Origin of the sequence: Micromonospora sp. CP22, from assembly GCF_009712475.1 — a bacterium.
In the GTDB taxonomy this organism is placed as follows: domain Bacteria; phylum Actinomycetota; class Actinomycetes; order Mycobacteriales; family Micromonosporaceae; genus Micromonospora.
Map to the genome: position 1 here is coordinate 160,873 of NZ_VCJO01000008.1, position 18,734 is coordinate 179,606.

The window sequence follows — 18,734 nt, forward strand, 5'->3', positions numbered from 1 at the left end:
CTCTATCTATGAGATTGTTGGCGCATGCGGGGCGGAGGATCGAACCGGCTGCTGCTGGTCGAGGATGACGCAGATCTGTCCGAGTTACTCACCGAGACGCTGGCTCACGAAGGTTACCTCGTCGACCGCGCCTCCGACGGCCAACGTGGACTGCATCTCGGACTGACCCGTACCTACGACGTGATGGTCATCGACCGCATGCTGCCGGCACTCGACGGCCTCGACCTGGTCACCCGGCTACGCGCCCGGTCGATACCGGCCCGGACCCTGATGCTCACCGCCCGTGGCACGGTCGACGACCGGATCGCCGGGCTGGACGCGGGCGCCGACGACTACCTGGTCAAACCCTTCGACATCGACGAACTGAGCGCCCGGGTCCGGGCGTTGTGTCGGCGTACGTCCCAGTCGACCGACGTGCTGCGCATCGGCAACGGGCTACTCGACCTGACGGCGCGCGACGCGGTGCTGGCCGACGGCACCCGGGTGGCGCTGTCCGCCCGCGAGTTCGAGCTGCTGCGGGTGCTGGCGGCCCGACCGAACGCCGTACACCCACGGGGCGTGCTGCGCCGCAAGGTCTTCGAGGAGGCCAGCGCCGCGTCGATAGTGGACACCTACGTCTACTACCTCCGGCGCAAACTCGGCCGTGCGGTGGTACGCACCGTGCACGGGCTCGGCTACCGCCTCGGAACGCTCTGATGGAGGCGGCCGAACGGGCGATCGTACGACGGACCCGACTGCGGATCGGCCTGTTCGTCGGCCTGACCATCGGTGCCCTGCTGCTGCTGGCCGGCGGCATCTCGTACGCGGTCCTGGTCCGTAGCCAGGAGGCGCAGATCCGGCGTGAGCTGAGCTGGGGCACCGAGCACGGCACGATCGCCGGACCGCCCGCCTGTAGTTGGATCTTCCAGTACGACGGCACCACCGTGCAGACCGGCACCAACCCGCCGCCACCGGGCTTCCCGTTGACCCGGGCGCTGACCACCGTGGCGGCCACCCGGAGCACCGAGATCACCAAGGTCACGCGCAACGGCACGACCTACCACGTGCGTACCGAGGCACGCGGCGACACGGTGATCCAGGCGGTGTTCGACGCCCGTTTCCAGTTGTCCGACCGACGGCACCTCCTGCTCGCGTTCAGCCTCGCGGCGGCGGTCGGGCTGCTCGCCGCCATGCTGACCGGTGTGCTCGTCAGCCGTCGAGCCGTCGCACCGCTCGCGGAGGCGCTGACCCGGCAGCGCCGCTTCGTCGCCGACGCCAGCCACGAACTGCGCACCCCGATCGCCCAGGTGCACACCCGGGCCCAGTTGATCGCTCGGCGGGCGCGCGACGACGGCGCCGCCACGAACCTGGACGACCTGGAACGGCTGATCGGCACCACCCGGCGGCTCGGTGAGGTCGTCGACGACCTGTTGCTCTCGGCCCGACTCGCCGCCGCTCCCGCCGACCGCAAGCCGGACCCGCCGGTCGACCTCACCTCGCTGATCGCGACGGTGGTCGCCGCCGAGACCGAACGCGCCGCCGAGCGCCGAATCACGCTCACCATGGACATTCCCGACGATCCGTTTCCGGTGCCGGGGGTCGAGTCGGCGCTGTGCCGGGTGGCCGGCGAACTGCTGTCCAACGCGCTGGTCCACACCCCGGCGGGAGGCCGCATCGACGTGACACTCCGGCAGGCCGGTGACTGGGCCGAACTCGTGATCGCCGACACCGGGAGAGGTTTCGACCCGGCGGACGCCAAGCGGATCTTCGACCGGTTCCACCGTGGCGCGGGATCCGGAGACCGTCGCTTCGGGCTGGGACTGGCCCTGCTCCAGGAGGTCGTCACGAGCCATCACGGCACGATCGAGGCCGAGGGCCATCCGGGTCGGGGGGCCCGCTTCACGGTGCGCCTTCCCAACACGCGCTCGCCGATCACCAGGGGTAGGACCTTGCGGATCGGCCGACGCCGGACGCGGTGGCTCAGAGCCGACAGGTGAGTGCCGGAACCGGCGGTCACGGCCGCCGATGGGGTCGAGCCTCGGATCGGGCGCACTGTCGACCACGCCTGCGGACGGCTTTACCCGCGCGGCGCTGGGGGTTCGGACAGCCCGGGATCACGCCCCCGGGGGCGGTCGTGAGGGCGGATCAGCCCTGCCGCAATGGTGTTGACGTGGGAAGACACAACTACGTGAATGCCACTTCCCATTTTTCCCATAGGTTCAGTAGACTTTGGCCATGCACAGGTCCTTCTGGCGCTGCCGCGCACTCGCCGTATTCGGAGCAATCGTGTTAGCCGCCGGGGCACTCACCGCCTGCGGTGAGGCTGAGGGAAGTGGAGGCGGCGATGGTCCGCTGCGGGTGGGATACCAGCGCTACGGCAGCCTGAGCCTGCTCAAGGCCCGCTCGGAGGCGCCCAACGTGACCTGGGCGTTGTTCGAGAGTGGACCGGCCCTCACCGAGGCGCTCAAGGCCGGGTCGATCGACGTCGGGGAGACCGGCGAGGCCCCGCCCATCTTCGCCGCCGCCGGCAAGATCCCCTTCAAGATCGTGGCGACCTCGGACGAGGTGCCGCAGGGCGAGGCGGTGTTGGTCAAGGAGAGCAGCGGCTTCCAGACCTTCGCCGACCTCAAGGGCCGGACGATCGCGCTCAACAAGGGCTCCAACGTGCACTGGCTGCTCGTCAAGCTGCTCGAAGCCAACAACATGACCCTGGAGGACATCACCGTCAGATACCTCAAGCCCGCAGAAGGGCGGCCCGCCTTCGATGCCGGGCAGGTCGACGCGTGGATCATCTGGGATCCGTACTTCGCCATCGCCGAACAACCCGGCGTCAAGATCCTGGCCGACGCGACCGGGCTGGCCAGCAACCGGCAGTACATCCTGGCCTCGCCCGATGCCGTCGAGAAGAAGGCGGATCAGGTCCGCGACCTGCTGACCAAGCTCGACACCACCACCGACTGGGGCACCGAGAACCCGGAGGAACGGGCACGGGTGCTCGCGCCCGAGCTCAAGATCCCCGAGGACGTGGCGAGACGGTCGCTGGACCGCAGCGCCAAGCCGCTCGCCCCGGTCACGTCGGCTATCGGCGACGAGTTGCAGGCGATCGCCGACGGCTTCGCCGACCTCGGGCTGATACCCGAGCCGATCGACATCAAGGCCCGCGTCGACACCACCTTCAACGAGGTCTTCACATGACGGAGCTGGCCACCCGACCACCGGCGGCCACCGCGCGGAGGACCGCGCGCCCCGCCGTACGGGCCAACCGATGGCGATGGCGGCGGCTGACCACCCCCGTCGTGCTCGTCGCGCTCTGGGAGACGTCCTCGCGGATGGGTGTCCTCCCCGAGGAGAAGCTGCCCGCGATCAGTGACGTGCTCCTCGCCGGTTGGCGGCTGGCCGAGGACGGTCGGCTCGTCGAGCACCTGCTCGACTCGCTGACCCGGGCCGGTGTCGGCCTGGCCATCGGCGTCGGACTCGCGCTGGTGCTCGGCTCGATCGCGGGCCTGCTGCGGGTCGGCGACGACCTGGTCGATCCACCGGTCCAGATGGCCCGGATGCTGCCCCACCTCGCACTGGTGCCCCTGCTGATCATATGGGTCGGCATCGGTGAGTCGCTGAAGATCACCCTGGTGGCCCTGGGCGTGTTCTTCCCGATGTACTTCAACCTCTACGCCGGCATCCGGGACATCGACGAGCGGCTGGTCGAGGCCGCCCGCACCTGTGGGCTCGGGGCGCTGGCCCGCATCCGCCACGTCGTGCTGCCCGGGACGCTGCCGTCACTGTTCCTGGGGCTGCGCCTGGCGACCGGCGCCGCATGGCTGAGCCTGGTGGTCGGCGAGACAGTCGCCACCCACAGCGGCATCGGTTTCCTGATGATGGAGGCCCGCGAGTTCAGCCAGACCAACGTGGTCCTCGTCGGCCTGTTCGTCTACGCCCTGCTCGGCCTGCTGTCAGATCTGATCCTGCGGGTTGTCGAAAGGAAGACGCTGACATGGCGACGCGGTCTACAGGCGACGTAGTCACCGCCACCGGGGTGCGGCGTGGCTTCGGGGACACGGTGGTCCTCGACGGAGTCGACCTGACGATCGGCTCCGGTGAGGTGGTCGCGCTGCTCGGTGGCAGCGGCTCGGGCAAGACCACCCTGCTGCGGATCCTCGCCGGGCTCGACCGGGACGCGACCGGCGACTGGCAGGTGCACGGCAGCCTGGCGGTGGTCTTCCAGGAGCACCGGCTGCTGCCGTGGAAGCGGGTCGCCGACAACGTGGCGCTCGGCGTGACCGGCCCCGACGTGCGGGACCGTACCGCTGCGGCGCTGGCCGAGGTCGGCCTGGCGGGCCGGGAGCGGGCCTGGCCGGCCGAGCTGTCCGGTGGCCAGTCCCAGCGGGTCGCGGTGGCCCGTGCCCTGCTGCGCGAGCCGGACCTGCTGCTGCTCGACGAGCCGTTCGGCGCGCTGGACGCGCTGACCCGGCTGCGGATGCAGGCCCTGTTCGGTCGGCTCCGCGCCGAGCACGGATTCGCCGCGCTGCTGGTCACCCACGACGTGGAGGAGGCGCTGCTGCTCGCGGACCGCGCGCTGGTACTGGCCGACGGTCGGGTGGTCGACGACATCGCGGTGCCGCTGGCCCATCCGCGAGCGCCGGACGACCCCGGCTTCGGCGCGCTGCGCCGGCACCTGCTCGACCGGCTCGGCGTACCGGCCGCAGCCTGACAGCACCCCACCCCACCCACAACCACGACAGGTGAGCTCATGACCCAACTCGCGTTCCATTGGTTCCTGCCGACCAACGGCGGTGACGGCCGACAGATCGTCGGCGGCGGGCACGGCACCCCGGCCGACGTGGGTGCCCGAGCCGCCTCGGTCGCCTACCTCGGGCAGATCGCCCGCTCGGCCGAGCAGCTCGGCTTCGAGGCCGCCCTGACTCCCACCGGCGCCTGGTGCGAGGACGCCTGGATCACCACCGCGATGCTGAGCAGCGTATCGGAGCGACTGAAGTTCCTCGTCGCGTTCCGCCCCGGCCTCACCGCACCGTTCCTCGCGGCGCAGATGGCCGGCACCTTCCAGAACCTCTCCGGCGGTCGGCTGCTGCTCAACGTGGTCACCGGAGGTGAGAGCCACGAGCAGCGGATGTACGGAGACTTCCTCGACAAGGACGCCCGCTACCAGCGCACCGGCGAGTTCCTGGACATCATCCGGGCGCTGTGGTCGGGCAAACCCGTCGACGTGCAGGGCACGCACTTCCAACTCAGTGAGGCGGTGCTGAGCCAGCTTCCCGACCCGATCCCGAGGATCTACTTCGGCGGATCGTCACCGGCGGCGCTGGACGTGGCGGCCCGACACGTCGACGTCTACCTCACCTGGGGTGAACCGCCGGACGCCGTGGCCGAGAAGGTGCGTCGGGTGCGCCAACTCGCCGAGCGGCAGGGCCGCACCCTCACCTTCGGCCTGCGGGTCCACACCATCGCCCGGGACAGCGCCGAGGAGGCCTGGGCGGAGGCCGACCGGCTGCTGTCGGGCATCTCCGAGGAACAGATCCGTCAGGTCCAGGCCGGTCTGCGCCGCAGCGAGTCCGAAGGCCAGCGCCGCATGCTCGCCCTCAACGGCGGCACCAAGGACGGGTTGGAGATCCACCCCAACCTGTGGGCCGGCGTCGGGCTGGTGCGCGGCGGTGCCGGTACCGCTCTCGTCGGCGACCATCAGCAGGTCGCCGACCTCATCGAGCAGTACGTCGAGGCGGGCATCAGCGAGTTCGTGCTCTCCGGCTACCCGCACCTGGAGGAGGCGTACCGGTTCGGTGAGGGCGTGTTGCCGGAGCTGTCCCGCCGTGGTCTCTGGCAACACCCCGCACCCGTGCGGCGAACGGCATCGGCCGTACCCTTCGGCGCGGCACCCGCACCGTCTCCCGCATCCGCGCCGGAGAAGGCGGCGGCGCGATGAGCTGACCGCACGGGGCCGCCGTCGTCTCACCCGTCCGACACGCGGCCGTGGCGCTCCTGCTCGTACCCCGGCGGACCCGGCCCGGGTCAGGTCGGGCCGCCGTCGCGGTTCGGTAGGCCCAGCACCGTCGCCACGGCCTCGGCGGTCTCCGGGTACGCCCGCACGAGGGCGGCCGCGGTGAGCCTCGGCGTACCGTCGTCGCCGCCCTGCCAGTCACCGGTGACGCCGAGGAGCGCGGCGACCGCGTCCACCGGCTCCCGGTGCCCGGCCAGCAGGGCATGCACCTGCCCGATGGGTCGCTCGGGAACGGTCGGCGTGACCGTGGCGGCGGTACCCGCCCAGGGCGGCACCCAGGAGTCCAGTGCGGCCAGCGTGCCCGGGAAGGTACGCGCCGCCTCCCGGACCAGCAGCGGCACCAGTTCCGGCCCGTGCGCGCGCAGCGTGGTGACCAGGTTGGGTAGCCAGGGCAGCAGCACCGGATCGGGCAGTTGGGCGAAGGCGGTGGACATCGTCTCCACCACGAACGGCGCGAGCCCGGGCACCGGCTCCAGCGCGTGCACGAAACCGGAGAGGTACTGCGGGAAGGCGGGCACCACCAGCGGGTTGGTCAGCAGCTCCCGGCAGCGGGTCCGCAACTCGGCCAGGGACAGCAACCCGAGCTGGTGGTGGGCCGCCCAGAGCAGGGCCACCTTGGGCGGTGCCTGCGGATGGGACTGGGCCAACGCGAGTTCGAGTTGGGACCGGTCGCAACCCAACGACAGCGCCAGGCTCTCCATGCTGAACAGGAAGCCGAGCATCGCCCCGACCTGCCGTACGCCGGTGTCCTCGTCGACGACCGCGGTCGGCAGCAGCGTGCAGTAGTGGGCGTACCCGGTGGTCACGAACGCTGCGCACCAGGCCGGCAGCCGCGACGCCGTGGCCTGGTGGTGGGCGAGCAGCCGGCGGATGCGGCGCAGCACCTCGGGAGCGTCGTCGACGGTGCGTTCGGCGGCGAGCAGTTCCACCGCCCGGGAGCCCAACTCGTCGACCAACCGGGGACTGTTCAGCAACGTGATGGCGTCCTCGACCGCCGTGAGGGCGCTGACGGCGGTCGCGTCGGGACCGTGCGCCGCTCGGCGCAGGCGCTGTTCCAGCACCTGCTCGATGGTCACGCCCTCGTAGCCGAGTTCGATCAGCGCGCGTTGGTGGCGGCCCAACGCCAGGTCCCAGCTCTCCTGGACGGACCGGTGGCCGAGACGACGCTCACCCATGATCGGCCGGACCGCGCCCGGTGGCAGCAGGTGTCGCAACATCCAGAGCAGATCCGAGCAGCCGGTCAGCTCCGGGTCGCGGTGCAGATCGAGCAGCGCCCGCTGCACGGTGCGCTTCTCCAGGTCCAGGCCGAGCGGCTGGAGCCGGTGGAGGACGTCACGGGCAAGCGGTGGCAGGCTGTCGTAGCCGACCTGGCCGACCCGGTCTCCGCCGAGCAGGATCTCGCAGAGCCGCCGTACGTCCCGCCGACCCGGTACGACGTCCTTCTCGATGCAGGTCACCGCCGCGTCGGCGAAATCGTACGGGGTCGGGCGGGCCCGGTTGCGCAGCCCGGCCAACAGGAGCGACGTCTCGAACACCGCGATCGCGTCGGCGGTGCTGGCGAGGTACCCGTTACGACGGGCCAACCGGACGATGTCCACGCACCAGCCACGCAGCTCCGCCTCGTCGAGCCCGTCGGGGGTGGGCGCCGTGGCGAGGAAGCCGGAGAGCCGATCGGCGACCGGCCCGGCCGACGTGGTGACCGCCTTGACACGTCCGCGTCGGATGGTCGAGCCCCGCTGACCGCCCAGCCGGTACGGCTTTACACCGGAGGCGCTCACCGCCTTGTTCCAGGTGGCGGCGGCGATCGACACCGACCCGGGCGCGAGGCCGAACTGGGCCTCGATCGCCGAGTGGCTGGACGGGATGAGTCCGTACTGCCACTTCGTCGCGGTGCGGGGGGTGATGTCGAAGTCGGGGGCGCAGGAGTCGAGGCCGAACTGTTCGACCCGGCTGGCGGCGTGGAAGGCCCCGCAGACGTAGAGACACTCCTCCGGGTCCACGCCGGTGGCCGCCAGGTGCTGCCGGATCCTGGTCCACATGTAGCGCTCGCGGTCCTCGTCGCGGTCGTTGCGCTGCGCGGCGGAGGGACGCAGCCGCCGGAACAGACTCCCGATGAGCACCATCACCTGGCGGTAGGTGTCGTGATCGGCGGTGGCGAGCGGACGTTCGACGTAGCTGGCCCACCACTCCGACCAGTGCCGCACCTTGCCGTGGTGCAGCAGGTACGCCTCCAGCTCGGCGAAGCCCGGCCGGAGCGCACCGATCTCCACACCGACCGCGTCACCGTGCAGCGCGGCCTGGCCCTCCGAGTCGTCGCCGGTCGGCTCGGGCGTGGACTCGTCGGCCGCTGGAGTCTCGTCGCGCGGCGTCCACTGGAAGACATGGTCGGTGGAGCGGTCCACCAGCACCAGCTCCACACCCGGCGTCTCCAGCGCGTACGCGATGGCCTGGTATTCCGCCGACGCCTCGGTGACCGGGGCGATCACGCTCAGCGGAGCCCACGCGGCGGGGAAGCCGTCGAGTTCCGAGGCGAACGCCTGCACCGCCACCGGGAGCCGGCAGTTGCGCAGCTCCGTCAGGACCGGTTGGAGATCCTCGCAGAGTTCCAGGTAGATCACCCGGGGCTGCTTCTCGCGTAGCCGGCGCACCATGGCCAGCGCGGAGGCCGGTGAGTGGTGGCACACCGGGAAGATCTCCAGCCGTTCGCCGAGTGCCCGGTCGACGTCGTCGACCAGACCGGTGAGGATGTCGGCGAGCGCGTCGGGCCCGTCGGCGAACGCGGCGGCGGCCTCGGTGAGCTGCTCACGCAGCGCGCCGAAGGCGCCGATGGTGGCGGGCGCGGTCACGACAGGGCGGCGATCGTCTGGCGGCCACCGTCGAGGAAGTCGTTCCACTCGCCGCCGTCCTCCTTGGCCCGGGGCTCCACCACCGCGTGCAGGTACTTGTTGAGGATCGCCAGGTCCTCCGGGCTGCGCCGGGCCAGCGAGCCCACCAGCGAGCCGGCCAGCGTCGAGGCCCGCAGGGTGCGGTCGCCGAAGAACTGGCTGTGCAGGATGGCGTCCTCCAGCACACCGATCTGCTCGGCGGTGGACAGCGCCGACTCCAACTTCTCGTCGTCGCTGGTGGCGGAGGCGGCGGCGGCCCGCAGGTCGGCGAAGCTCTGCAACAGGATGTCCAGCAGGGTCGGCGGCACGTCCAGCTCGACGTGGTGGCGGCGGAGCAGTTCCTCGGTACGGAACCGGACGATCTCCGCCTCGCTGCGCTTGTTGGTGACCACCGGGATCCGGACGAAGTTGAACCGCCGCTTCAGCGCCGAGGACAGGTCGTTGACGCCCCGGTCCCGGCTGTTCGCGGTGGCGATGATGGAGAATCCGGGCTTGGCGAAGACGATGTTGTCGTCGTTGAGTTCGGGGATGGAGACGTACTTCTCCGACAGGATGGAGATCAGGGCGTCCTGCACGTCGCTGGTGGAGCGGGTCAACTCCTCGAAGCGCCCGAGCACACCCTGCTCCATCGCCGTCATGATCGGCGAGGGGATCATCGACTCGCGGGACTGCCCCTTGGCGATGACCATGGAGACGTTCCAGGAGTACTTGATGTGGTCCTCGGTGGTCCCGGCGGTGCCCTGCACGACGAGGGTGGAGTTGCGGCAGATCGCCGCGGACAGCAGCTCGGCGAGCCAGCTCTTGCCGGTGCCCGGGTCACCGATGAGCAGCAGACCCCGATCCGAGGCCAGCGTGACGATGCTCCGCTCGACGAAGCTGCGATCACCGAACCACTTCTGCGGGATGTCCCGGTCGAGGCCGTCGGCACGTTCCGAACCCAGGACGAACAACCGCACCATCCGCGGGCTCAGCCGCCACGAGTACGGCTTGGCGCCGGTGTCGACCGACTCCAGGTAGTCGAGTTCGTCGGCGTACTTGACCTCTGCGGGGGCACGCAGCATGTCGGACATGAGGGGTGTCTCTCCTAGGTGAGGAAGCTCTTGAGTTCGAAGACGAGTTTGCGGATGTGGCCGGAGATGACCGGGGTGCCCAGATCCTTGAGACGTTGCCGGAACCAGGGGTTGACGCTCTGCCGGCCGGAGCTGCTGACCGAGCCGACCGGGATGAACCGCACCCCCGACCGGTGCACCGCCTCGATGCCGTCGAAGAGCGGCTGTGACCTGTCGAACTCGTAGAAGTCCGAGATCCACACCAGCACGGTGTTCCTCGGTTCGACGATCTTCGGGCGGGCCATCGCCATCGCCAGCGGCCCGTCGTTGCCGCCACCGAGGTTGGTACGCAGCAGCACCTCGAACGGGTCGTGCACCCACGGGGTCAGGTCCAGCGCCCGGGTGTCGTAGGCGATCAGGTGCACGTCGACCTTGGGCAGGCCGGCGAAGATCGACGCCAGGATGGTGCAGTTGACCATGGAGTCGACCATCGACCCGGACTGGTCCACCACCACGATCAGCCGAGACGGGGTGGTCTTACGGGCCGTCTGCCGGTAGTAGAGCCGGTCGACGTAGAGCCGTTCGTCCTCCGGGCTCCAGTTGGTCAGGTTCTGCCAGATGGTGCGGTCCAGGTCGAGGTTGCGGAAGACCCGCTTCGGCGGCACGGACCGGTCGACAGCGCCGACCGTGGTCTGCTCCACCTGCGTACGCAGCACCTCCGCGACCTCGTCGACGAAGCGCCGGATCAGGGACTTGGCGTTGGCCAGCGCCACCCCGGACAGGTTGGCCTTGTCCCGCAGCAGTTGCTCGATCAGCGACATGCTGGGGGTGAGCTGCCGGGCCAGCGCCGGATCCGCCAGCACCTCCCGCAGGTGCATCCGGTTGACCAGGTCACCCTCGATGCCGGCGAGGGTGGGGCCCAGGCCGGTGCCCGACCGGCGCAGCTCGCCGGGTGCGTGCCCGAGCGCCTGCTCCAACCAGCCCGCGTCGGACTGCCACCGGGCCAACTGGCCGGCGCTGACCGACCCCGAACCGGTGGCGAAGACGTTGAGCAGCAGCTTCGACACCAGCGCCGCCCGGCGTACCTCGGCCTCGCCGGGCTGGTGTGGCCCGCCACCCTCGTCGGCGGTGGCGGCCTCGGTGTCGGCGAGCAGGCCGCGTAGCTCGTCGGCGAGCTGCGGGAAACGCTGGATCACGGTGTCCACCGACACCGTCGGGTCCAGCAGGATGGCGGGCAGGCCCAGGTCGTCGACCACGGCCATGCTCGCCGATTCCAGGGTGGGCTGCTCGTCCGGGTCGAAGATGCGGCCCAGCAGTCGCCAGTAGAGCAGCTGACGGCGGTTGGCGGCGGACAGGTCGCCGGGAGTGGGGGAGTCGGTCATCGGCGCAGCAACCGTCCTGCCCGCTCGCGCAGCACCGCCACCGCGTCGCCCGTCTTGGCCTCGACCTTCGCCACCTTCGGGTCGGTGACGCCCTCGGCCCAGTCACCGTTGTGCGCCTCGACGGGCTTGCCCTTGACGGTGGCGCGTACGGCCAGCGGCTGCACCAGCCACCGACCGCCGTCGAAGCGGAGCAGACCGAGACAGCAGGACGAGGCGGAGACCAGCGCGGGGGTGAGTGGACCGGCGGCCGGTAGCCGGTCGACGGCGACCGGGAGCTGCTGGTCGCCCCACGCGATGGTGAGTCCGCCGTCGCGTCGCCGTACCGTGTAGCCCTCCAACAGCACCGGTTCGGCGATCGCCGTCGGGTGCCGGTCCAGCGGCGCGATGGCCGCCGCGACCGCCGGAGCGAGTAGCAGCCGGGCGGTGGCGAACGGGTCCGCCGGCTCGCCGACCTGGGCCTGATCGTCGATCCACCGCAGGTCGCCGCCGCGCAGCGGCAGCTCGGTGACCGTCAACATGCGTCGGTGCGCCAACGCGGCCAGCAGGAGCGGGTGCGCCTGAAACAGTCGCCACACCGCCGCCCCGGTGATCGTCTCGACCTTCGCGGCCACCACCGCCGTCCGGACCAGGCGGGCCGGTTGCCCGTCGGATGGTTCGAGGACGCCGTGCACCTGCACCTGGACGGTCGTGCCGTGCTCGTGGATGTCCACACCGAGCGGCAGCAGGCGACCGGAGACCGTCTCGGTCTCGCCGTCCGGGACCGACCAGTCCTGGGCGAGCAGCACCGCCCGGGACCACAGGTCGGCCCAGCGGCGGGCCGGCACCTGCGACATCATCGCCACCGGAAGGCTGGCCCGCAGTTCGGCGGCGAGACCGTCGAGCAGCACCGCCAGTCGGCGCAGCGTCGGCTCGGCCAGAGCCGCCTCGATCGGCGCGGCGACGGCCGAGAGCAGGTCGTGGTCGACGCCACGCCACCCGGCCACGGCCGTCTCGTGCAACCAGGCCCGCGCCGCCCCGCGAGGCGCGGACGCCTCGACCGGCCCGCCGACCGGTGCCGTCCACGGTGCCCGGTCCCGCTCGACGGCGGCGTCGAACTCGCCGAGCAGCGCGTCGTGAGCCGCGCCGAGCAGGGCCGACCGGGCACCGGCCAGGCTGGCGAGATCCTCCTGGCTGAACGACCCGGCGGTCACCTTGCCCACCGCCTCGGCCACCCGGTCGTGCAGCGGGGTACCGGTCATGGCACCGGCCAGGGCGGCCAACGCGGCGGCGGCCTCGTCACCGACCCGCGCGAACCCGGCGACCAGGGCGTCGTCGAAACCGGCGACCACCGCGTCGGCGTCGGCCAGCCCTGCCGGTACGCCCTGCCGCAGCTGTGCCACCTGCGTGCTCAACATCAGCGGACCGCCCCGGTGGCCGGGAACCAGTGCAGCTCGGGCAACGCGGTGGTGCTGTCCGGCAGTTCGAGATAGGCCAGGTGACGCAGGAACCGGCTGAACACCACCGCGGCCGGGGTCGGTTCGTGTTTGGTTTCCATCCGCTCCAGCAGGGTGCGGCCGTTGCGCACCCCCTCACTGTCGGCGACCCGCAGATAGCGGACGACCCGCTCCACGCCGTACTGGAGGACGGCCTCGTCGGCGAGGGCTTCGAGATGCTTGCAGGGCGCGCCGCGCAGCCCACCGCAGGGCCGGTTGTTGTTGGTGCTGCAGTGGTAGGCGTGGGTGCTGGCGGTCAGCGACGAGACGTAGACCCGTTCGACGTCAGAGCCGCTGGAGACCACACCCTGCAGCCGTCCGTCGGCCAACTCGACGAAGGGCACCTTCGCCAGTTTGCGGGGCCGGGCGGGCGGCACCACCGCCACCACGCTAGGCCGCCCCGAGGTGGTCCCGTCGTCGTCCGTCACCTGTGTCCTCCCCGCCCCGTCGCGGGCATGCCCGCCCATGCTGAAGCCGCGCCGAACCGGTGTCGGCGTCGCCATGACGGGAGGATCATGGCGGATGGCTACGACAGTTCCGCGTCGAGGTCCGCGGATCGGGAAAACCGCCCCCGGGACCGTCGGCCGACGCGACGGGTCGGTGTGGCGCGACGGACGCCTGCTCGGGCTACCGGTAGCGCCCCGGATCAGCAGGTGAGGCCGAGGACGGTGGCGAGAAAGGCGCGGGCGGCGTCGATGAGGTGGGCGGCACGGTGTTCGGGCGGGAGACGCCGCTGGGCTACATCGAGACCGTGGCCGGTGAGCTGTTCCTCGAATCGAGCCGTGACCTGGCGCGACTGTCGGCGGCGTACGACAATCTGAGGATGCTGGCGAGGTCGCCGGCCGAGTCGATGAAGTTCGTCAAGGAGCTGAGCGAGCATGGAGCGTAACGTCTGGCGCACGTCGAGCCGTTCCGGGAGCAACGGTCAGTGCGTCGAGGTCCGCGACCGAGGCACCGCCGTCGACGTGCGGGACTCGAAGGCTCCGGCCGCCGGGACGCTGAGCTTCACCCCGGCCACCTGGGCCACCTTCATCACCGCCGTCAAGACCGGACGGTAGCCCCCACGTTACGGACCGCTCGGAGCCATCCGTGACAATGGATGCCATGGGTGACCGAATGCTGGCTGGCAAGACCGTCGTGATCACCGGTGCCAGCGCGGGCATCGGCGCTGAGGCCGCGCGCCGGTTGGTCCGCCTGGGCGCGACCGTGGCGGTGGTCGGCCGGTCGCCGGAGAAGACCGCCGCCGTCGCCCGCCAGGTCGGCGCCGAGCCGCTGGTGGCCGACTTCGCCCGGCTGTCGGAGGTACGCAGGCTCGCCGACACGCTTCTGGGCCGCTACCCGCGGATCGACGTGCTGGCCAACAACGCCGGGGTCGTGCTGACCAGGCGGAGCCGCACCGAGGACGGCCACGACCTGATGTTCCAGGTCAACTACCTGGCCCCGTTCCTACTCACCAACCTGCTGTTGGATAGGTTGACCACCGTCGGGCCGGCGCGGGTCATCACCACCTCCAGCAACGGCCACCGGTTCGGCCGCGTCGATCTCGACGATCTCGAAGGTGCCGGCAACCGATCCGAGCTGCTGCGGTACGGGACGACGAAGCTGCAGAACATCCTCTTCACCCGCGAGCTGGCCCGTCGTACGCGGGGCAGTGGGCTGACCGCGACGGCGTTCCACCCCGGGGTGATCGCCACCACCGACATCAACCGGGAAGCCCCGCTGGTCGCCGCGCTGGTCCGGTATCGCCTGCTGGGCGGCCTGTCCACCCTCGAGGAGGGTGCCGAGCCGCTGGTTCACCTGGCCACGATGCCTGATCCGGAGACCACCAACGGTGGGTACTACCACCGCCTCACGCCGAACGGTCCAGTTCATCGGCAGGCCAAGGACGATCATCTGGCGACCCGCCTGTGGGAGCGGACGGCCGAGCTGCTCGGTGCGCCGGTGGCGTGACCTCCGCGAAGGTGGCCGCTGTCGGAGGTGCGTGGCCGCGCCGACCCAGCACCGCCGGCTCGCCTGGTGTTCGTAGACTCACGGCGTGCGAGTTCCTCTTGCGATAGCCGGGGCGGTTCTCATCCTGGGGGCGGCGGCGGTGGCCGGGGTGCGCTGGACGAAGGCCGGTGAGCCGGTTCCCATCGCGGCGCCGCCGGGGGCGTCGACGGTGCTGCCCGCAGGCGATTACACGATGGTCGTCGACAACCGGAGGGCCGAGGTCTTCACCGACCTGCGCAACGATCGCGGTGTTCCAACGATCGCAACCTACGCCATGCCATCCGCCACCACGTGGGATCAGGTGCGGTCGGGAGTCGCCGGTCAGCTCGACGGATGGAAGCAGATTGGCAACTGCGATGACCTGGGTGAGCGGCAGGTCCAGTGCGCCTGGTCGGAGTCGACCCGCTTGTGGCCCCGCCTCGTGCGGATCGTCCTCCTCCGGCCGGCGGAGTCAGGTGATGCCAACTCCTACGTGTGGCCCGATAACACCTTCCTGGTGATCGGCTCCGCCCACGGCGTCAACCGTTGACGTCGGCCACGTCACGACATCCTCGGCGGACCGAGGCAGCGCCGGTCGCAGTAGGCGTCGCACCGGTGCCGGCCTCGTCGCGGATCAGATCCACCTGCTGAGCACGCTCCGCTTCACCACCGCAGGAGCGCACCGATGCCTGCGGCGTCGCGCAGGATCCCGTCAGCGGCCCCCTCGATCGGGCTGACCCGTGCTCCGGTGACCAACGCGCGTTCCACCAGTCGCTCGGTCAGCCTCGGTTCCGGGGTGTGCGGCTGGCCGGCGGAACCGACCTCGGCGTCCGCGTACAACGCGCCGTCGGCGTCCACGGAACCGGTGTAGCGAACCTGCGGGTCGTACACCAGATGGGCGACCCGGCCCTCCCGCAGCGCGCCGGCGACCTGGGACAGGCCGAGCGCGCCCACCTGGCTGAGACCGGCGTCGCGGACCCGTTCGAGCAGGTGGCGCTCGCGGTGGGCGTGGTCGTCGTGCAGCCGCTCGGACACCGCCGTGAGCAGCCCGGCGTCGTCAAGCCCGGCGAGCACCCGCGTGTCCTGGATCACCGGCTCCTGCAGCGATGCGGGGAGCTTCGCGGTGAGCACGTCGGTCCACCGGTCACCGCCGCTGACCAGGATCCGTTCCCATCCCCGCTCGGCGGCCATGCCCGCGGCAGCCTCGGCCACCCGGTCCAGGAACCGCCGCGCCCGGTCCTGCTCGCGGGCCTGCCGGTGCTCCAGCATCGGGGTGTTGTACTGGCCTCGCGGGCCGCCGCCGATCTGACCGGCTCGCTCGTGCGGCGCCTCGATCTCCTCCTGCTCCAGGTGGTCTACCGGCTGCAGCTGACCGAGCCGCCATTCCAGCAGCCGGGCGTCGCTGGCGGAGACCAGCACGACGCCGGCTGCCCGGCCCTCGTCGAGCAGCTCCAGCAACGGGTGGATGAACGGTCCGTCGTCGAGCACGACGCGATTGGGTACGGGCATCTGGCTGTTCAGGCGCAGCACCCAGTCGTCATCGAGCGCGGCGTACACGATCCGGCCCCGGCCGGGCTCGGTCGGCGCGGTGAGTCGCTCCACCTCCGAAGCGAGCCGGTCCAGCGCGGCGGTCATCTCCCGGCGACGCTCCGCCGGCCCTTCCTCGGCGATGCGGCGTTGCAGTTCCCGGTAGCGGTTCTTCAGGTCGATCATCGTGGCGTTCCGGTCGGCTGCCGGGTCGGCGTTCACGTACACCGACAACACGCCGAGCGTGTCGGTGCGGCGGGCCAGGTCCAGCAGGGCCTTGTCATCCAGCTCATGGATGCTCGCCAAGATTCCTCACCCCTTCTCGTGGCAACGGCTACCCCAACCACCGTAGCCCGACCGAGCCGAGGCGGCAGGGATCAACGATGCTGACCAGCCGGGCCGAGATGGTTGATGTCGTACCCGTCGGGGTAGGTCCTGGTGGTGATGCCGTTGGCGAACAGCGGCGTGGCCCGGGGTGCGCCGAACCAGCGTTGCAGCCGGGCGCGGGTCTTCAGCGTCAGGTGCAGGCCGGCTCGGATCGGCCAGGCCGGCGTGTCGACCCGTGTCGCCCGGCGCAGTGGTGCGTCGTACATGGCGCTGACCAGGGCGTTGCCGAGCGGGGTGAGGGGTTTGGGAATGCGGGTGAGCATCAGCGTGCGGGTGGCCCGCTCGATGGTGGCCGCGTCGTCGTTGGGCTTCAGATGAGCCGCGTCGTGCGCGTCGAACCAGGCCGAGAACGCCTCGTAGGAGTCGGGGATGTTCCTGATGCTCATTCGGTGGCCCAACTCGCGGTAGAAGTGGTAGGTGGCCTGCCGTTCGTGGCAGCAGGGGCGACGCCAGCCGTACCGCTGGAGCCAGCGGGTGGGGATGACTACCAGGCAGCCGAGGACGTAGAGGTAGTCGTCGTTGGGGATGTCGTACGGGCGGTGGATCTGGTTGACCCGCCGTAGGGCGTCACGCCCCCGTGGTTCGTCGAAGCCGTTGAGCACCATCTCGTACATGAGCAGACCGGTGTCGTCGAGGCGCTTCTGGGTGCGCTCGGTCAGCTCGCCGGTGGCGGTGTGCACGGCGGCGATGGCCGGAACGGAGAAGGACCTGTTGAAGGCGAGGTTGAGGCCCAGCTTCATGTCCCACGGAAACTCGTAGCGCAGCATCGTCTGGTAGATCGCCAGGTAGTCGCGCTCGGGGTCGAGGGTGCGGGTGCGGGCGAGGTTGGCGTAGCGGGCTCTCATCGGCTGGGGTCTCCGAGCGCGGACCCGTGGACGGGGAGGTGTCGGGAGGTGGCGAGCGTCTGGGCGACCACGAGCGAGCGGGCGTAGGTGCTGGACACCAGCGTCAGCCAGGCGATCTCTCCGGCGTAGCCGTCGGAGGGGCGGTGCAGGCCGTCGGGGGGCAGGGGGAGTGCGGCGACGAGGCCCCGCTGGTGGGCGCGGAGTGCGCAGGCCAGGTGTGCCGCCTCGATCGTGGCCCGCCGTTCGTCGCCGGTCAGGCCGGCCCGCTCGGCGTGCTGCTCGGCCAGCGCGGTCACCCTGCTGTCCATGTACGGGCGCAGGGCGAGACAGCCGTCGCGGATCTCGGCGGCACGGCGGGTCAACGCGTAGTCGATGTCGCGGACGGCGCCGAGCCGTCGGCGCAGGCTCGCGTCGAGTTCGAGCTCGGGCAGGGCGTCGACGAGGTCGCGCCAGAGCGGTTCGAGGCGCTGGTAGGAGCGGAAGTCGTCCCAGCGCCGGGTGATCGTGAGGATCGGGCCCCAGGCGGGCATGGTCAGGCCGATCATCATGAGCAGGGCGCTGATGGTGACCAGGACCGCGGCGATCTCCCGCTCGCCGGTGGGCTGGTAGCCACTCCAGTAGGCGATCAGGTACGCGATCTTGTTGGTGCTGTAGAGCAGGGCGACGGCGGCGCCGACGGCGGTGATGCGGAGGCCCCGACGCAGCCAGGGGCGTCCGCAGATGCGGGCGAAGCGCCAGCACAACCGGGTGATGTCGGTGCAGTAGGCGAAGAAGCCGACGACCATGAAGATCAGCAGGTACGCGGTGACGGCGGAATCTCGGGCGTACTCGACCGTCAGCTGCACCGGGGTGTCGTAGCTGAGCGTGTAGGCGAACAGCCCGGCCATGGTGAGGAGGGCGCCGCCGGTGACCCAGACCCAGCGTCGGCTACGGGCCGCCGCCTTCGCCGGTGGCAGCGCCAGGTGGAGCAGCATGTGTTCGGCGCTGGCGGCGATCGTCATGGCGCAGCCGTGCGAGACGAACTTGGCGAGGTTGGGTAGGCCGGAAGCCTGGTCGATGCTGGTGGCCAGGGGCGGGATGGCGAGGGTGATCCCGGTGGCGAAGGCGCCGAGCGCCACGCAGATCGCGCCCCGGACCTGGCTCGGTTGCCGGCGCTGGAGCCGGAGCATGTAGCTGAAGGCGAACCAGCCGGCGATCGCGCACACGCCGTAGAGAATGGTGTCCATGCCG

General features: G+C 70.8%; 18 protein-coding genes. 10 read left to right on the top strand and 8 right to left on the bottom strand.

The window, feature by feature from the left end; genetic code table 11:
- Nucleotides 1-24: 24 nt before the first annotated feature.
- The 6 genes from FF096_RS16030 (at nucleotide 25) to FF096_RS16055 (ending at nucleotide 5,914) form a co-directional block, all read left to right on the top strand.
- A complete protein-coding gene (locus FF096_RS16030; RefSeq protein ID WP_155218892.1) occupies nucleotides 25-696 on the top strand; it encodes a response regulator transcription factor in 672 nt (223 codons plus the stop codon).
- On the top strand, nucleotides 696-1,976 hold the full coding sequence (locus FF096_RS16035; RefSeq protein ID WP_155218894.1) for a HAMP domain-containing sensor histidine kinase: 1,281 nt from the start codon (nucleotides 696-698) through the stop codon (nucleotides 1,974-1,976). The genes FF096_RS16030 and FF096_RS16035 overlap by 1 nt, the downstream gene beginning before the upstream one ends.
- Nucleotides 1,977-2,337: 361 nt before the next feature.
- Nucleotides 2,338-3,174: an aliphatic sulfonate ABC transporter substrate-binding protein gene (locus tag FF096_RS16040; protein WP_309223382.1), complete on the top strand. Its 837-nt coding sequence runs from the start codon at nucleotides 2,338-2,340 to the stop codon at nucleotides 3,172-3,174.
- Nucleotides 3,171-3,998 (top strand): ABC transporter permease, encoded by an 828-nt coding sequence (locus FF096_RS16045; RefSeq protein WP_155218898.1) that lies wholly within the window; start codon nucleotides 3,171-3,173, stop codon nucleotides 3,996-3,998. Before FF096_RS16040 ends, FF096_RS16045 begins: the two co-directional genes overlap by 4 nt.
- Entirely contained in the window at nucleotides 3,971-4,687 is a 717-nt protein-coding gene (locus tag FF096_RS16050; RefSeq protein WP_155218900.1) for an ABC transporter ATP-binding protein, read from the top strand. Before FF096_RS16045 ends, FF096_RS16050 begins: the two co-directional genes overlap by 28 nt.
- 39 nt (nucleotides 4,688-4,726) lie before the next feature.
- On the top strand, nucleotides 4,727-5,914 hold the full coding sequence (locus tag FF096_RS16055; protein WP_155218902.1) for an LLM class flavin-dependent oxidoreductase: 1,188 nt from the start codon (nucleotides 4,727-4,729) through the stop codon (nucleotides 5,912-5,914).
- Nucleotides 5,915-6,000: 86 nt separating this feature from the next.
- On the opposite strand, the gene FF096_RS16060 is transcribed toward FF096_RS16055, so the two are convergent.
- From FF096_RS16060 to FF096_RS16080, 5 genes are read right to left on the bottom strand one after another with little or no spacing between them, the layout of a single operon-like run.
- The gene (locus FF096_RS16060) at nucleotides 6,001-8,835 is read right to left on the bottom strand and encodes a hypothetical protein (RefSeq protein ID WP_309223383.1); all 2,835 of its coding nucleotides are present in this window, start codon (nucleotides 8,833-8,835) and stop codon (nucleotides 6,001-6,003) included.
- Nucleotides 8,832-9,944, bottom strand: coding sequence for an AAA family ATPase (locus FF096_RS16065; RefSeq protein WP_155218904.1), 1,113 nt, complete (start codon nucleotides 9,942-9,944; stop codon nucleotides 8,832-8,834). Before FF096_RS16065 ends, FF096_RS16060 begins: the two co-directional genes overlap by 4 nt.
- Before the next feature lie 14 nt (nucleotides 9,945-9,958).
- Complete coding sequence (locus FF096_RS16070; RefSeq protein WP_155218906.1) at nucleotides 9,959-11,305, bottom strand: VWA domain-containing protein; 1,347 nt, start codon at nucleotides 11,303-11,305, stop codon at nucleotides 9,959-9,961.
- Nucleotides 11,302-12,699, bottom strand: a complete 1,398-nt coding sequence (locus FF096_RS16075; protein ID WP_155218908.1) for a hypothetical protein — start codon at nucleotides 12,697-12,699, stop codon at nucleotides 11,302-11,304. Before FF096_RS16075 ends, FF096_RS16070 begins: the two co-directional genes overlap by 4 nt.
- Nucleotides 12,699-13,166: a hypothetical protein gene (locus tag FF096_RS16080; RefSeq protein ID WP_309223400.1), complete on the bottom strand. Its 468-nt coding sequence runs from the start codon at nucleotides 13,164-13,166 to the stop codon at nucleotides 12,699-12,701. The genes FF096_RS16075 and FF096_RS16080 overlap by 1 nt, the downstream gene beginning before the upstream one ends.
- Nucleotides 13,167-13,477: 311 nt before the next feature.
- On the opposite strand from FF096_RS16080, the gene FF096_RS16085 reads away from it, so the two are divergent.
- The 4 genes from FF096_RS16085 (at nucleotide 13,478) to FF096_RS16100 (ending at nucleotide 15,295) form a co-directional block, all read left to right on the top strand.
- A complete protein-coding gene (locus FF096_RS16085) occupies nucleotides 13,478-13,666 on the top strand; it encodes a Scr1 family TA system antitoxin-like transcriptional regulator (protein ID WP_155218910.1) in 189 nt (62 codons plus the stop codon).
- A complete protein-coding gene (locus FF096_RS16090; RefSeq protein WP_155218912.1) occupies nucleotides 13,656-13,835 on the top strand; it encodes a DUF397 domain-containing protein in 180 nt (59 codons plus the stop codon). The genes FF096_RS16085 and FF096_RS16090 overlap by 11 nt, the downstream gene beginning before the upstream one ends.
- Nucleotides 13,836-13,881: 46 nt before the next feature.
- A complete protein-coding gene (locus FF096_RS16095) occupies nucleotides 13,882-14,727 on the top strand; it encodes an SDR family NAD(P)-dependent oxidoreductase (protein WP_230462655.1) in 846 nt (281 codons plus the stop codon).
- Nucleotides 14,728-14,866: 139 nt separating this feature from the next.
- Nucleotides 14,867-15,295 carry a hypothetical protein gene (locus FF096_RS16100; RefSeq protein ID WP_155218915.1) on the top strand — a complete coding sequence of 143 codons (429 nt, stop codon included), beginning with the start codon at nucleotides 14,867-14,869 and terminating at the stop codon, nucleotides 15,293-15,295.
- Nucleotides 15,296-15,408: 113 nt separating this feature from the next.
- Here FF096_RS16100 and FF096_RS16105 read toward each other — a convergent pair whose 3' ends face one another.
- From FF096_RS16105 to FF096_RS16115, 3 genes are all read right to left on the bottom strand, one after another.
- Complete coding sequence (locus tag FF096_RS16105) at nucleotides 15,409-16,578, bottom strand: VLRF1 family aeRF1-type release factor (RefSeq protein WP_155218917.1); 1,170 nt, start codon at nucleotides 16,576-16,578, stop codon at nucleotides 15,409-15,411.
- 71 nt (nucleotides 16,579-16,649) lie between these two features.
- Nucleotides 16,650-17,504, bottom strand: a complete 855-nt coding sequence (locus FF096_RS16110) for an oxygenase MpaB family protein (RefSeq protein WP_155218919.1) — start codon at nucleotides 17,502-17,504, stop codon at nucleotides 16,650-16,652.
- Nucleotides 17,501-18,730, bottom strand: a complete 1,230-nt coding sequence (locus FF096_RS16115) for an MAB_1171c family putative transporter (protein ID WP_155218921.1) — start codon at nucleotides 18,728-18,730, stop codon at nucleotides 17,501-17,503. Before FF096_RS16115 ends, FF096_RS16110 begins: the two co-directional genes overlap by 4 nt.
- Nucleotides 18,731-18,734 lie beyond the last annotated feature (4 nt).

Excerpts from the sequence above, each read along its gene's own strand:
- FF096_RS16030 (WP_155218892.1), top strand. The coding sequence starts at position 25 with ATGCGGGGCGGAGGATCGAACCGGCTGCTGCTGGTCGAGGATGACGCA.
- FF096_RS16035 (WP_155218894.1), top strand. The coding sequence starts at position 696 with ATGGAGGCGGCCGAACGGGCGATCGTACGACGGACCCGACTGCGGATC.
- FF096_RS16045 (WP_155218898.1), top strand. The coding sequence starts at position 3,171 with ATGACGGAGCTGGCCACCCGACCACCGGCGGCCACCGCGCGGAGGACC.
- FF096_RS16050 (WP_155218900.1), top strand. The coding sequence starts at position 3,971 with ATGGCGACGCGGTCTACAGGCGACGTAGTCACCGCCACCGGGGTGCGG.
- FF096_RS16055 (WP_155218902.1), top strand. The coding sequence starts at position 4,727 with ATGACCCAACTCGCGTTCCATTGGTTCCTGCCGACCAACGGCGGTGAC.
- FF096_RS16065 (WP_155218904.1), bottom strand. The coding sequence starts at position 9,944 with ATGTCCGACATGCTGCGTGCCCCCGCAGAGGTCAAGTACGCCGACGAA.
- FF096_RS16070 (WP_155218906.1), bottom strand. The coding sequence starts at position 11,305 with ATGACCGACTCCCCCACTCCCGGCGACCTGTCCGCCGCCAACCGCCGT.
- FF096_RS16075 (WP_155218908.1), bottom strand. The coding sequence starts at position 12,699 with ATGTTGAGCACGCAGGTGGCACAGCTGCGGCAGGGCGTACCGGCAGGG.
- FF096_RS16090 (WP_155218912.1), top strand. The coding sequence starts at position 13,656 with ATGGAGCGTAACGTCTGGCGCACGTCGAGCCGTTCCGGGAGCAACGGT.
- FF096_RS16095 (WP_230462655.1), top strand. The coding sequence starts at position 13,882 with ATGGGTGACCGAATGCTGGCTGGCAAGACCGTCGTGATCACCGGTGCC.
- FF096_RS16110 (WP_155218919.1), bottom strand. The coding sequence starts at position 17,504 with ATGAGAGCCCGCTACGCCAACCTCGCCCGCACCCGCACCCTCGACCCC.
- FF096_RS16115 (WP_155218921.1), bottom strand. The coding sequence starts at position 18,730 with ATGGACACCATTCTCTACGGCGTGTGCGCGATCGCCGGCTGGTTCGCC.